This window comes from Pseudomonas sp. EL_65y_Pfl1_R83, assembly GCF_963970695.1.
Taxonomy (GTDB): domain Bacteria; phylum Pseudomonadota; class Gammaproteobacteria; order Pseudomonadales; family Pseudomonadaceae; genus Aquipseudomonas; species Aquipseudomonas tritici.
This window is the reverse complement of record NZ_CAXAQI010000006.1, coordinates 211,621-225,147: the sequence shown is the minus strand read 5'-3', so window position 1 is coordinate 225,147 and position 13,527 is coordinate 211,621. Positions and strand designations below refer to the sequence as shown.

Annotated in this window: 15 protein-coding genes; 6 read left to right on the top strand and 9 right to left on the bottom strand. The window is 58.5% G+C overall.

Annotation, left to right across the window (positions count from 1 at the left end):
* Positions 1-17: 17 nt before the first annotated feature.
* The gene (locus tag AACY08_RS11335) at positions 18-695 is read right to left on the bottom strand and encodes a response regulator transcription factor (RefSeq protein ID WP_339418109.1); all 678 of its coding nucleotides are present in this window, start codon (positions 693-695) and stop codon (positions 18-20) included.
* Positions 696-820: 125 nt separating this feature from the next.
* Between AACY08_RS11335 and AACY08_RS11330 the strand changes: the two genes are divergently transcribed.
* From AACY08_RS11330 to pdeM, 5 genes are read left to right on the top strand one after another with little or no spacing between them, the layout of a single operon-like run.
* On the top strand, positions 821-1,207 hold the full coding sequence (locus AACY08_RS11330) for a GtrA family protein (RefSeq protein WP_339469484.1): 387 nt from the start codon (positions 821-823) through the stop codon (positions 1,205-1,207).
* Positions 1,179-2,114, top strand: coding sequence for a glycosyltransferase family 2 protein (locus AACY08_RS11325; RefSeq protein ID WP_339469483.1), 936 nt, complete (start codon positions 1,179-1,181; stop codon positions 2,112-2,114). The genes AACY08_RS11330 and AACY08_RS11325 overlap by 29 nt, the downstream gene beginning before the upstream one ends.
* Before the next feature lie 23 nt (positions 2,115-2,137).
* Complete coding sequence (locus AACY08_RS11320; RefSeq protein ID WP_339469482.1) at positions 2,138-3,529, top strand: ArnT family glycosyltransferase; 1,392 nt, start codon at positions 2,138-2,140, stop codon at positions 3,527-3,529.
* Positions 3,530-3,586: 57 nt separating this feature from the next.
* Positions 3,587-6,067 (top strand): ligase-associated DNA damage response DEXH box helicase, encoded by a 2,481-nt coding sequence (locus AACY08_RS11315; protein WP_339469481.1) that lies wholly within the window; start codon positions 3,587-3,589, stop codon positions 6,065-6,067.
* Entirely contained in the window at positions 6,067-6,717 is a 651-nt protein-coding gene (gene pdeM / locus AACY08_RS11310; protein ID WP_339469480.1) for a ligase-associated DNA damage response endonuclease PdeM, read from the top strand. The genes AACY08_RS11315 and pdeM overlap by 1 nt, the downstream gene beginning before the upstream one ends.
* Positions 6,718-6,732: 15 nt before the next feature.
* Here the strand turns inward: pdeM and AACY08_RS11305 are convergent, their stop codons facing one another.
* Together AACY08_RS11305 and dcd are read right to left on the bottom strand one after the other, a co-directional pair.
* A complete protein-coding gene (locus AACY08_RS11305) occupies positions 6,733-6,933 on the bottom strand; it encodes a hypothetical protein (protein ID WP_049709645.1) in 201 nt (66 codons plus the stop codon).
* Positions 6,934-7,041: 108 nt separating this feature from the next.
* The gene (gene dcd, locus AACY08_RS11300; protein WP_010212421.1) at positions 7,042-7,608 is read right to left on the bottom strand and encodes a dCTP deaminase; all 567 of its coding nucleotides are present in this window, start codon (positions 7,606-7,608) and stop codon (positions 7,042-7,044) included.
* A gap of 387 nt (positions 7,609-7,995) precedes the next feature.
* Here dcd and AACY08_RS11295 point away from each other — a divergent pair, with 387 nt between their 5' ends.
* Positions 7,996-8,205: a cold-shock protein gene (locus AACY08_RS11295; RefSeq protein WP_002554837.1), complete on the top strand. Its 210-nt coding sequence runs from the start codon at positions 7,996-7,998 to the stop codon at positions 8,203-8,205.
* A 221-nt stretch (positions 8,206-8,426) separates the two neighbouring features.
* Here the strand turns inward: AACY08_RS11295 and rpoS are convergent, their stop codons facing one another.
* From rpoS to ispF, 6 genes are all read right to left on the bottom strand, one after another.
* Positions 8,427-9,431, bottom strand: a complete 1,005-nt coding sequence (gene rpoS, locus AACY08_RS11290) for an RNA polymerase sigma factor RpoS (protein WP_025855149.1) — start codon at positions 9,429-9,431, stop codon at positions 8,427-8,429.
* 106 nt (positions 9,432-9,537) lie between these two features.
* Positions 9,538-10,374: a peptidoglycan DD-metalloendopeptidase family protein gene (locus tag AACY08_RS11285; protein ID WP_339418297.1), complete on the bottom strand. Its 837-nt coding sequence runs from the start codon at positions 10,372-10,374 to the stop codon at positions 9,538-9,540.
* A gap of 207 nt (positions 10,375-10,581) precedes the next feature.
* Complete coding sequence (locus AACY08_RS11280) at positions 10,582-11,217, bottom strand: protein-L-isoaspartate(D-aspartate) O-methyltransferase (protein WP_010563544.1); 636 nt, start codon at positions 11,215-11,217, stop codon at positions 10,582-10,584.
* A 41-nt stretch (positions 11,218-11,258) separates the two neighbouring features.
* Positions 11,259-12,008, bottom strand: a complete 750-nt coding sequence (gene surE / locus AACY08_RS11275; RefSeq protein WP_339469479.1) for a 5'/3'-nucleotidase SurE — start codon at positions 12,006-12,008, stop codon at positions 11,259-11,261.
* Positions 11,996-13,054: a tRNA pseudouridine(13) synthase TruD gene (truD, locus tag AACY08_RS11270; protein ID WP_339469478.1), complete on the bottom strand. Its 1,059-nt coding sequence runs from the start codon at positions 13,052-13,054 to the stop codon at positions 11,996-11,998. The genes surE and truD overlap by 13 nt, the downstream gene beginning before the upstream one ends.
* A complete protein-coding gene (gene ispF, locus AACY08_RS11265) occupies positions 13,051-13,524 on the bottom strand; it encodes a 2-C-methyl-D-erythritol 2,4-cyclodiphosphate synthase (protein ID WP_025855145.1) in 474 nt (157 codons plus the stop codon). The genes truD and ispF overlap by 4 nt, the downstream gene beginning before the upstream one ends.
* Positions 13,525-13,527 lie beyond the last annotated feature (3 nt).

Here is a 13,527-nt window from a genome sequence, read left to right as displayed (position 1 = left end):
TTCGCGCAAAAAAGGAATCAGTAAGGAATCGCAAGACGATAGCCCTTACCGTGAACCGTGCGGATCAGTTCGTTACCGTATGGCTTGCCCAGGGCTTGGCGCAGCCGGTAGATATACGTGCGCAGTGCATCACTGTCTGGCGGATCACCCTCTGGCCACAACGCGGCCTCCAGTTTGCGCCGGCTGACGGGCTCCGGTGCCCCATCGGCAAGCAGGTTCAGCAAGGTGAATTGGAGGGCGGGCAACACCGTCATGACGCCGTTGTGACGCAACGCCTGCGAGACCGGATCAATCACCAGGTCGCCCAGTTGTTTGACACCGCGTGGCTGGCGCGGGGAGCCCCGGCGGATCAGCGCGCGGATACGCCATAGCAACTCTTGAGGCTCAAAGGGTTTGACCAGGTAATCGTCGCCGCCTGCGTCGTAACCCTCTTGTTTATCGGGCAGTGCGTCGCGTGCCGTCAGGAATATAACGGGCGTGTGGTTCTGCTCGCACCGCAACTGGCGACAGGTGTCAAAACCACTCATGCGAGGCATTGCCACATCCATGACGATGAGGTCGTATTCATGGTGCTGGACACGCTCCAGGCAACTTCGCCCATCGCGGGCGAAATCTACATCGAAACCAAATTCACCGAGATAATCCCCCAACGAACCCGCCAACGCATGATCATCTTCAACTAGTAATATTTCCATCAGGACAAACTCCAAATTCTTACAAGCAACTAAGAACATCCCTTCAGCAAACAGATAAAACCCGACAGCAAATATCGTTTCGCGACGTTACATTTGATTCACACTTCATCTTATACATTCTTGTCATGCAAAAATTACTTCGATTGTTCATCCGTTATCTGGGCGCAGGCTTCTTCGCGACACTGGTGCATTTGGTAGTGTTCGTCTGCGTGCTGCCTTACTACGGCCCAACACCATCCGCTTTTTATGCAGCCGTTGCGGGGGCGCTGGTCGCCTATTGCCTGTCCAGGCATTGGGTATTTGGACAGCGAGACTGCAATAGAGGGCGATTTTTCATAACGGCCACCCGTCAGGTTTTATCTAGCACGCTTATTGTCACGCTACTGATCCACTGGGGCGTACCTGCACAACTTTCACAGCTCATGACAATGGTAGCCGTGACCCTTCAAGGTTTTACGATTAATTACCTCTGGGTATTCAAACATGACAGCAAACGCGAACCTCTTCAGTGAGCCCTTGCCTGCCACGAAACTTACAATACTGGTGCCTTGCTTTAACGAGCAGTGCGTAATAATTCAATTCCATTCGCGCCTGATGGCCATCATTGACCGCGTAAAAATCCGCACTGAAGTGTTCTACATCAATGACGGCAGTCAAGACCAGACAGCGGCTATGATCGATCAATTTTCTCAGGACCCGCGTGTCAGGTGTCTGCACTTGAGTCGCAACTTCGGCAAAGAAGCGGCCATGCGCGCAGGCATCAACGACATAGACGGCGGCGCAGTAATCATCATGGACTGCGACCTGCAAGACCCACCGGAGTTGATCCCGCTCATGGTGCAGGAATGGCACAAGGGCTATGAGGTCGTGAACATGCAGCGACGTTCGCGGCACTGCGATTCCTGGATAAAACGCACGGCCGCAAGGCTCTATTACGCCACGCTGGACCAACTGATCGACGATTTCGAAGTCCCCCAGCAAGTCAGTGATTTCAGACTGATAGGGCCCAACGCTCTCGCAGCCATTCGCGCCATGGACGACAACGCCGGCGTATTGAAACTGCTGGTCAGTTGGCTCGGCTACCCAAGTACCGAAGTGAACTACGACCGCAAGCCACGCCAAGCGGGCACAGCCAAGTGGACGCCGTTGTCATTGCTGGACCTGTGTGCGGACTCGATTCTTGCTTTCTCTACTCGCCCGCTGCGCCTGTACAGCTACTTGAGTGCCATGAGCTTTCTGGTTGGCTCATTGTGGGTTGCAGTCACCGCGACATTCGGTGAACTGACCCATGCGCATCTGCTGGTGCAATCGATTCTGTTGTTGTGCCTGGGTACCGCCGTGGTCGGCGAGTATGTCGGTCGGGTGCTGACGGTGGTGAGCCCCAGGCCCCACTCCCTGCATAAGCGCGATCAATCTTGAATCCCTTCATAAAGGCTGACGGCATGAATCATTCCGCGTCCATGCGTTTGCTCTGGGGCATCCTGTTCACGGTGCTGCTGGCGCGCCTGGTCACACTCGGGCTCTATCCAATCATGGATACCTCGGAGGCCCGCTATGCCGAAATCGCCCGAAAAATGCTCGTTTCCAATGACTGGATCACGCCGATGTTCGATCACGGTGTGCCGTTCTGGGGCAAGCCGCCTTTGTCATTCTGGCTACAGGCCCTGAGCATGAAAGTGTTCGGCATCAACGAGTTCTCCAGCCGTTTTTCAACCTGGCTGCTGCATGTCGCCAGCTGCGCGCTGATCGTGCACTTCGCCTGCCGCGAGCGCAGCCTGCGAGTCGGGCTGACGGCAGCGATTATCTACTCGACTTGCACACTCGGGTTCCTTTCCAGCGGTGCTGTGTTGACCGACGGCGCATTGGCGTTCGCCCTTTTGCTCGCCCACCTGGGCGTGTGGCGCGGTTTGATGCACGGTGACCGCAGGTGGGCCATGGCGGGATTTCTCGGGATTGGCCTGGGCCTGCTCGCAAAAGGCCCGCTGGCGCTTGTGTTGCTGGCGATGCCCGCGTCAATCTGGCTGGCGCTTACCGGCCATTGGCGGCGATTGCTGGGGCTGCCATGGTTGCCGGGGTTGGCACTGATGCTCGCCGTGGCCATGCCCTGGTATTGGCTGGCCGAACTGAAAACCCCGGGTTTTCTGGAGTACTTCATCGTCGGCGAACATTTCAGTCGCTACGTCATCAGCAAATGGCAAGGCGATCTATACGGCAGCCCGCATGCGCAACCCTTGGCGATGATTTGGGGGCACCTGCTGGGCGGGCTTTTGCCCTGGGCGCTGTTTTTACCGATGCTGGTCAAGCTGCGCGGGCAATTTGAAGGTCAGCGGGAGTACTTGATCTTTGTACTGGGGTGGGCTGTTTCAGCGCCCTTGTTCTTTACCATGTCCACCAACATTCTCTGGACCTACGTACTGCCCGCGCTGCCAGCCTGGGCGTTATTACTGGCTGAGGTGCTGTGCCGCAAAATACGCGGTACCGTCATCGCAGCCATGGCGTTGGCCTTGCCACTACTGGGCTACATCTTGATCATCAGCGGCGAGGTTGCCGACCGCCCACAAAACCAGAAAAACATGGTTGCGCTCTGGAAAGCGCAACAAGCCGCTGCGCCCGGCGACTTGATCTACCTGGGCTCACGCTCCTATTCGGCCGAGTTCTATAGCCGCGGCTGGGCACGGCACACCAAAAGCCCACAACAACTGCCGCTGTCGAAAGACTTTTACCTGGTCCGACGCAAAAACAACCAGCAACCGCTGCCGCCTACCTTGACCTGCAACGCAGTGGCCCAGGCCAATACCTACCAATTGCATTACTGTCGTGCTGCACCCGGTTAAACCTTTGGCAGGCGTTAAGGGTCTGTGCAATAAGCCCTTCAGAGCGTCAGCGCCCGCATGGCAAAACCTCTCGACTTCGCCCGGCAATGGTTCACCGCCAAAGGCTGGAAGCCGTTCGCCTTTCAAAAAGAAGTCTGGGCGGCGGTCAAGGAAGGCCGATCGGGTTTGCTGCACGCCAGCACCGGCGCCGGTAAAACCTATGCACTGTGGTTTGCCGCGCTCAATCGCTTCGCCATCACGCGCCCAGCGGCAACCGGTAAACGCAAACCGCCGGTTGAACCGCTGACGGTGCTGTGGATCACGCCCATGCGTGCGTTGGCCGCCGACACCGCCCGCGCTCTTGAAGCGCCGCTCGAGGCGTTACAGATTCCCTGGCGTGTCGGCCTGCGCACCGGCGATACCAGCAGCAGCGAACGCGCACGGCAGACCCGCCGCTTGCCCACCGCACTGGTCACCACTCCGGAAAGCCTGACGTTAATGCTCGCCCGCGCCGATAGCGAAGCCAGCCTGGGAAGCCTGCGTATGGTGGTCGTGGATGAGTGGCACGAACTGATCGGTAATAAACGCGGCGTGCAACTGCAACTGGCGCTGGCACGCTTGCGGCGCTGGCATCCAGAGTTGATGGTGTGGGGTATTTCGGCAACTTTGGGTAATCAGTCTCACGCGTTGGAAGTACTGGTCCCACAGGGTGACGGGATCAATGTGCAGGGGCTAACGACCAAGCAGTTGATCATCGACACGTTATTGCCACCCGTTACAGAACGTTTTCCCTGGGCCGGGCATATCGGCTTGAAGATGCTGCCCCAAGTGGTGGCCGAGGTGGAAAGCAGCAGCAGTTGCCTGGTCTTTACCAACACGCGAGCGCAATCGGAAATCTGGTACCAGGCATTGCTTGATGCCCGTCCCGATTGGGCCGGGGTGATTGCCCTGCACCATGGTTCGCTGTCGCGAGAGACCCGTGACTGGGTGGAGCGGGCGTTGAAAGACGGCCAGCTCAAGGCGGTAGTGTGTACGTCAAGCCTGGACCTGGGGGTGGATTTCCTGCCGGTGGAGCGCGTACTGCAGATCGGCTCGGCCAAAGGCGTGGCCCGCCTGATGCAACGCGCGGGTCGCTCGGGACACGCGCCGGGGCGGCCCTCGCGGGTGACATTGGTGCCGACTCATAGCCTGGAGTTGGTGGAGGCCGCAGCGGCGCAGGATGCGATTGCGCAGCGGCGCATTGAAGCGCGCGAGTCGCCGCACAAATCGTTGGATGTACTCGTCCAGCATCTTGTCAGCATGGCATTGGGCGGTGGCTTTACACCGCAAGCGCTGCTGGCCGAGGTACGCGGCGCCTGGGCTTATCGCGATCTGACGGATGAAGACTGGGCCTGGGCGCTGGGATTTGTGCGCCATGGTGGCCTTTCGTTGACGGCTTATCCGGATTACCGTCGTGTCGAGCCGGACGAGCACGGCATCTGGCGCGTCCCGGACGCAAGGCTGGCACGTCGGCATCGCATGAGCGTCGGCACCATCGTCAGTGACGCGAGCATCCAATTGAAGTTCTGGAGCAAGGGCGGCGGCGGCAAAAACCTCGGCAGCGTCGAGGAAGGTTTTATTGCGCGGCTCAAGCCGGGTGATGGTTTCCTGTTCGCCGGGCGCTTGCTGGAGCTGGTGCGGGTCGAAAACATGACCGCCTATGTACGCCGCAGCACCGCGAAAAAAGCCGCTGTGCCGCGCTGGAATGGTGGGCGCATGCCGCTTTCCAATGAGCTGGCCCAGGCCGTCGTCGTGCGCTTGGATGAAGCGGCACAGGGACACTTCGAAGGGCCGGAGATGCAGGCGGTGCAAACCCTCTTGCAAACACAGTTGCGCTGGTCCGGCTTGCCGACGCGCGCGCATTTGCTGGCTGAAGCCCTGAAATCGAGGGAGGGATGGCACCTGTTCCTCTACCCCTTCGCCGGACGCCAGGTGCACCTGGGGCTGGCGAGTGTGTTGGCGTGGCGGGTCAGCCGAGGGCAGCCGGTCACCTTCTCCATTGCGGTGAATGATTACGGGCTGGAGTTGTTGAGCGCCACCCAATTGGATTGGCCGGCGCTGTTGAACGACGCGCTGCTGAGTTCTGAAAACCTGCTGGATGATGTGGTGGCCAGCCTGAATGCCGGGGAGCTGGCCCTGCGCCGTTTCCGTGAAATCGCACGGATCGCCGGGCTGGTGTTCGCCGGTTACCCTGGCGCGCCGAAAAGTACCCGACAGGTGCAGGCGTCCAGCGGGTTGTTCTTTGAGGTGTTCAAGCAATATGACCCGCAGAACCTGCTGCTGACCCAGGCGGGGGAAGAAGTCCTGCGTGATGAGTTGGATATTCGCCGGCTAGAAGAGACATTACGTCATCTGTCGGCGCTGAAACTGGACCTGCATGAGATCGAACGGCCTACGCCGCTGGCCTTTCCCCTGCTGGTTGAGCGGATGCGCGAAAGCATGAGTTCGGAAAAACTCTCTGAGCGCATTGCGCGGATGGTCAAGGACCTGGAAAAAGTCGCGGATAACGGGAAGCGCTGATGGTTTGTTCGGTAATGCTAGAGGGAGAAGATTTGTGGTTGCTGGCAGACAAGGCCGTCTATTGGCCTGCGCGTCAGTGCCTGTTGATTGCAGATGCGCATTTCGGCAAGGCGTCGGCGTATCGAAGCCTGGGGCAACCGGTGCCGCAGGGAACCACGACCGAGAATTTGCAACGACTGGATCGGTTGCTATCGACGCTACCGTGTGCACAGATGATCTTTCTAGGTGATTTCCTGCACGGTCCAGGCTCTCATGCCAGCGGCACGCTGAGCGCACTGAGAACCTGGCGAGCACGCCATCCTGACCTGCCTATGACCTTGATTCGAGGCAATCACGATAAACGTGCGGGTGACCCGCCTGCGGATCTGAGGATAGAGGTTGTTGCGCAGCCGCTGCTGATGGCCCCGTTTGCACTCCAACACGAACCGGATGCCCATGCGACCCACCATGTATTGGCAGGGCACGTGCATCCTGTGTATCGCTTGCGCGGCAAGGGACGGCAAAGTTTGCGCCTACCGTGCTTTCAGATCGGGACGCAGGTCAGCTTGCTGCCGGCGTTTGGCGCGTTTACCGGTGGCTTTGCCGTGGAACAGGCCAATGACCGCCGAATATTTGTCATCGGCGACCATCAAGTTTGGCCAGTACATTGACTGGCTGACGAGGTGTCAGGCTACAGGCGCGGGAGGCGGCTCATCTGGAACAGTGGGCGAGCCCGGTTCTTCAATGGGCTGCGGGGAATCCGGGTCTGGCTGGCCGGGAATACCACCCGCATACGCAGGGTCGGCCATCAGGGACCAGGCCAGAACGCCAATCTGGTTGGGTTCAAGCCGGGCAATTTCTGCGCTGATTCGCGGGTCGATCTTCATAAAGTACTCCTCAAGCGTGGCTCGACGCGTTTTACACGCGCCGAGGCAGTACACCTAGATAGAGTCACTTTCTTCAGACTAATTCCCTTTACGCGTAAGACCTTTCTATCAAGCGCGTGGGAGAGTGACGCCGCGCTGGCCCTGATACTTGCCCGCCCGGTCTTTATAGGACACTTCACAGGCCTCGTCAGACTGCAGGAACAGCATCTGCGCCACGCCTTCGTTGGCGTAGATTTTCGCCGGTAGCGTCGTGGTGTTGGAGAATTCCAGGGTCACGTGGCCTTCCCACTCAGGCTCAAGCGGAGTCACGTTGACGATAATGCCGCAGCGCGCGTAGGTACTTTTACCCAGGCAGATGGTCAGCACGTCGCGGGGGATACGGAAGAACTCCACGGTGCGCGCCAGGGCGAAGGAGTTCGGAGGGATGATGCACACGTCGCTCTTGACGTCGACGAAGCTCTTTTCGTCGAAGTTCTTTGGATCGACGATGGCCGAGTTGATGTTGGTGAACACCTTGAATTCATCGGCACAACGCACGTCGTATCCATAGCTGGAAACGCCGTAGGAAATCACCGGGGCATCGCCTTGGCCGCGGATCTGCCGCTCGACGAACGGTTCGATCATGCCGTGCTCTTGCGCCATGCGGCGAATCCACTTATCCGATTTGATGCTCATGGCGGTGTCCTGAATAGCGAGGTGAAAAATCTGTTGGGCATCTTACCGGGGCCGGCGTTGGGGTTCAAAGGCCACGGGACTTTTCTTAAAAAAAACGCCGGTTGCTTACACGTCGTAGCCAACGGCGCCGGGCCCCCTATAGCTGTGGGAGGCGAATAGAAATACCACCACCAGTCACGAAAATAGAGAAACCTTCGGAAATATCATTGGCACGTCCGAGAAAAACAGTTAAGGTGACGTCACTGTGTTGCTTGTGTCACTGAGAATCTCTACACGATATGTTGAATTTCGATCCAACCATCTCCAAGAATTTTTCCTGCTCTTTGCACTCAGTCTCGGCCAGGGCTTTTCCTGAGTCGCAGTTAACTTTGTTCAAGGAGTTACACCATGTCTAATCGCCAAACTGGTACCGTTAAGTGGTTCAACGATGAAAAAGGCTTCGGCTTCATCACTCCACAATCCGGTGACGACCTGTTCGTTCACTTCAAAGCTATCCAATCCGACGGCTTCAAAAGCCTGAAAGAAGGCCAACAGGTTTCTTTCATCGCTACCCGCGGTCAGAAAGGCATGCAAGCTGAAGAAGTTCAAGTTATCTAACTTGTACTGACTTAGTCAAAAAGACCTCGCCCTTAAAAGCGGGGTTTTTTTATGCCTGGGATTTCATGCTCATGACTCTGCGTGAAGTAGCAGCTGTCGAGCCTTCGCGAGGTAGCGTTAACGGTACCTCGCGAAGGCTCGGCAGCTGCTACGGCAGCAGAAAGCAAAACGCCCGGCGCACTCTCATGCACCGGGCGCTTTAATAGCTGCATTAGGCGTCGTTACTGGAACAACGACTCACTCGACAGGCCATTCTTCTCCAGGATCTCGCGCAAGCGCTTGAGCCCTTCCACCTGGATCTGCCGCACCCGCTCACGGGTCAGACCGATCTCCAGACCTACGTCTTCCAGGGTGCTGCTCTCATGGCCACGCAGGCCGAAGCGGCGAATCACCACTTCACGCTGCTTGTCCGTGAGCTCAGACAGCCACTGGTCAATGCTCTGGGAAAGATCATCGTCCTGCAACAGCTCACAAGGATCCGTAGGGCGATCATCCGTCAGGGTGTCCAGCAGGGTTTTATCCGAATCCGGACCCAACGAGACGTCGACCGAAGACACGCGCTCGTTAAGACCAAGCATGCGCTTGACCTCCCCTACCGGTTTTTCCAGCAGGTTGGCGATTTCTTCAGGCGAAGGTTCATGATCGAGTTTTTGGGTAAGCTCACGCGCTGCCCGCAGGTAGACGTTGAGCTCCTTGACCACATGGATCGGCAACCGGATCGTGCGAGTCTGATTCATGATCGCCCGTTCGATGGTCTGACGAATCCACCAAGTGGCATAGGTCGAAAAGCGGAAGCCCCGCTCAGGGTCGAATTTCTCTACCGCCCGGATCAAGCCAAGGTTGCCCTCCTCGATCAAGTCCAGCAAGGACAGCCCACGATTGACATAGCGTCGGGCGATTTTCACCACCAGGCGCAGGTTGCTTTCAATCATGCGCTTGCGCCCAGCCGGATCGCCCTTTTGCGACAAGCGCGCAAAATGGACTTCTTCTTCGGGGGTAAGCAGAGGGGAAAAGCCGATTTCATTGAGATACAACTGGGTCGCATCGAGCGCCCGCGTGTAGTCAATGTATTTGTGTTGCTTTAACGCGGTGGAGTTCTTGGATTTGGTGCGAACTGAAGGTACAGCAGGTCCCTCATTCGACATCGATTCCGTAGCAATGCCGGTCTCCATAAGGAGAACCTCATCGTCGATGTCAAACTCCGGCGCTTCTTTACTGAGAGCCATTGTTATAGTCCTTTGGTGAGTTCGACCTCAAGCTCAAGCGGCGCCTTTATCCTTGGCAACGCTGGAGCCTGTTCCTTCTACGTGAGGGAACAGGCTGTGCAACATATCAACGACGGGGTAAGAATTGCAGCGGATCTACAGGCTTCCCTTGTCGGCGAATCTCAAAGTGCAGTTTCACCCGGTCCGTACCAGTTGACCCCATTTCGGCAATTGTCTGTCCGACTTTGACCTGCTGCCCCTCCCGAACCAACAGCCTACGGTTATGACCGTAAGCACTAACGTAGGTATCGCTGTGCTTGATGATGATCAGCTCGCCGTAGCCCCGTAAACCACTCCCGGCGTATACAACCGTCCCATCAGACGCAGCTAAAACAGGCTGTCCCAAATCTCCGGCGATATCAATGCCTTTATTCAAACTACCGTTTGAAGAGAATTTTCCAATCAACACGCCGTTTGAAGGCCATCCCCAACCGGTCGGCGAAGGCCCTGCAGGTGGCAACGGCGCGGGTGCCGGCTTGTTCGCAGAGGCAGGCGCCGCAGTACCGGCAGGCCGGGTGAAGACGGTAGTTTTGCTTGAGGACGACGGCGAAGAACCACTCTTTGTCACGACTGCCGTAGGCGTTGAACCCGTGCGACCGTCGAAGCGAATCGTCTGACCCGGATGTATCGTGTAAGGCACAGGAATATTGTTACGCGCTGCGAGGGCCTTGTAGTCCCAACCATAACGGAAGGCGATCGAAAACATCGTATCGCCCTTTCGCACCACATATTGCCCGGTGGTTACCGTCGGCCTTTGCGGTGCCGCATTATTACGATCAACCACCCGCGCGCCGCCGCTTGGCGAGCTGGAGCACCCTACCAACACAGAACTGAAGACGAGGCCAAGCACCAGTCGATGAAAGCTTGTTTTACTCATACGCTGCGCAAGACCTGTGAGACTCACCCGCCGCTCCCTTTGTGCTGGCTGAACATGAACGCCTGTATCAGGCTTGAAATATGACGCAAGTATAACTGGGCATTGGAGTTTTACCGGCACACGCCTGAAACGAATCGTCCAGCGTGTTGAATCGTCGCGCCAGTGATATTGATTCAATAGACCCCGCCGTAAGACACATCCCCGCCAGCAGAATTCACCGCCGGAAAAAATTGATCAGGCCAGCGGGCCATTGAGCAGCGGTACAAAACGAACAGCGCCCAGTACATGCCGTGAAAAACCTTCGTCCTCACGGATAATGAGCATCAATTGTTGCACTTCACCGGAGCCGACCGGAATCACCAGGCGCCCACCGGGGGCGAGTTGATCGAGCAGCGCTTGCGGAACATCGGTGGCCACTGCAGTAACAATGATGCCGTTGTACGGTGCCAGCGCCGGCCAACCTTCCCAGCCATCGCCCCAGCGAAACACCACGTTGCGCAGGTTCAACTCCACCAGGCGCTCCTTGGCGCGGTCTTGCAGCACCTTGATGCGCTCCACCGAGAACACCCGCTCCACCAACTGCGCCAGCACGGCGGTCTGGTAGCCGGAGCCCGTACCGATTTCCAGCACCTTGTCCAACGGCCCCGCGGCCAGCAGCAGCTCGCTCATGCGCGCCACCATGTAAGGCTGGGAAATGGTCTGGTTATGGCCGATGGGCAGCGCCGTGTCTTCATAGGCACGGTGGGCCAGGGCTTCATCGACAAACAGATGGCGAGGCGTGCGCCGGATCACTTCCAGCACCTGGGCGTTGGACAAGCCCTCTTCGTACAGGCGCTGTATCAGGCGTTCGCGGGTACGCTGGGAAGTCATCCCGATGCCCCGGCGCAGCAAGTCGTCTTGTTCACGGCCCATCAGCGCAGCCCCTCCAGCCAGCCATCGAGACCACTGAAGGCATCACTGAAGGTGCGATCAAATTGCAATGGGGTAATCGATACATAACCTTGCATCACCGCATGAAAGTCCGTGCTCGGGCCGCCATCTTCGGCGTCACCCGCTGCAGCGATCCAATAGCCTTCCTTGCCGCGCGGATCAATTACCTTCAACGGCGCCGCCGCGCGGGCGCGATGGCCCAGGCGCGTGAGCTGGATGCCGCGAATATGATCAAGGGGCAAGTTGGGAATATTGACGTTGAGCACCGTGCGCGGCGGCAAGTCCAGGGAGCCATGGGCCTCTACCAGCTTGCGCGCGAAATAGGCCGCGGTCGGCAGGTTATCCAATTGGCGCGAGGCAAACGAAAAGGCGAACGCGGTTTGCCCCAGGAAACGCCCTTCAAGGGCTGCCGCCACGGTACCGGAATACAGCACGTCATCCCCCAGGTTCGCGCCAAGATTGATGCCCGACACCACCAGGTCCGGCTGCGGATCCAACAGGCTGTTGATCGCCAGGTGGACGCAGTCGGTAGGCGTGCCGTTCACGCTGATAAAGCCATTGGCCAGGACCTGCGGGTGCAGCGGACGGTCGAGCGTCAACGAACTGCTGGCGCCGCTCTTGTCCTGGTCGGGGGCAACCACCACGCACTCGGCATAATCTTCCAGCGCAGCATAGAGCGCGGCAAGACCGGGTGCGGTGGCACCGTCATCGTTTGATATCAGAATACGCATGGGTTGTCCGTCTGCCCCACCGGCACCAGATCAACAAGCTCGCGCACCAAGACAGTGGCGAAACATCCGGCCGGCAGGACGAATTCCAATTGCAGAATGTCCAGCGAGGGATAATGCCACGTCAAACCGCCAATGGGCAGTCGCAGAATGCGACGTTCCTGGCCCATGCCGGCATTCACCAGCCAATCGCGCAGGTCGGCTTCACCGGCGGCGACCGCCTGTTCCAGCTCGAAGGTTGCGCCACTGGCGGGCGAGTCACCTTCCCCCCACTGCGGCCCGGTCGGGTGCAGGTCCAGAATGGCCAGGCGCGGGTCGCTGCATTCCGCCTCCCCCGCCGGGAAAAAGCTGCGGCTGTCAGTAAACGCCAACAGGTCGCCGACCTGCGCGCGCTGCCAGGAACCGTCGGCCACACGCGCCGCCAGCACCTTGTTGAACAGGTAGCTGCGCGCCGTCGACAGCAGCCGTGAACGCACGTTGCGCTGTTCCGGCAAAGCCTTGCGTGCGGCCCACTCGCGGGCGTCAACCACGTTGCCACCATTGTGACCAAAACGCTGGGCACCGAAATAGTTGGGGATGCCCTGCTGTGCAATCACTTGCAAACGCGCGTCGATGGCGGCGGTATCACCGGCCAGTTGGGTCAGGCGCAAGGTGAAACCATTGGCCGAATGTGCGCCGCGCTGCAATTTGCGTTTATGACGGGCGGTCTTGAGAACCTTGAGGCTGTCGTTTTCCGCAGCGCTCATGTCCGGATCGGCTTTGCCTGGCAACTGCACGCTGAACCATTGGCGGGTCAACGCCTGGCGATCCTTGAGCCCGGCATAGCTGACAGTGCGCAACGGCACGCCGGCCGCCTTGGCGATACGCCGCGCGGCTTCTTCTGTGTTGAGGCCACGCTTCTCAACCCACAACCACAGGTGCTCACCCTCGCCGGTCAGCGGGATATCCAGCACCTCATCAACCTGGAAGTCTTCAGCGGTCGCCTTCAGGACCGCGCTGCCCAAGGCCTCGCCATAGGCCCGTGGGCCCAGCAATTGCAGATCATTCATGCGCGCAGCAACAAGGCAACGGAGTGCACGGCGATGCCCTCTTCACGACCGGTGAACCCGAGCTTTTCGGTGGTGGTAGCTTTCACGTTCACTTGATCCAATTCAATGTGCAGGTCTGCGGCAATCAGTGCGCGCATCGATTCAATATGGGGCGCCATTTTTGGCGCCTGGGCCACAATGGTGTTGTCGACGTTGCCGACCTTCCAGCCTTTGGCATGGATCAGGCCAACCACATGGCGCAGCAATACACGGCTGTCCGCGCCCTTGAAGGTCGGGTCGGTGTCCGGAAAGTGCTTGCCGATATCGCCCAACGCCGCCGCGCCGAGCAAGGCATCGCTCAAGGCATGCAACACAACGTCGCCGTCGGAATGAGCCAGCAACCCATGGTGGTGCGCAATGCGCACGCCGCCCAGGGTGATGAAATCGCCTTCAGCGAAACGGTGCACATCGTAGCCGTGGCCAATACGCATATA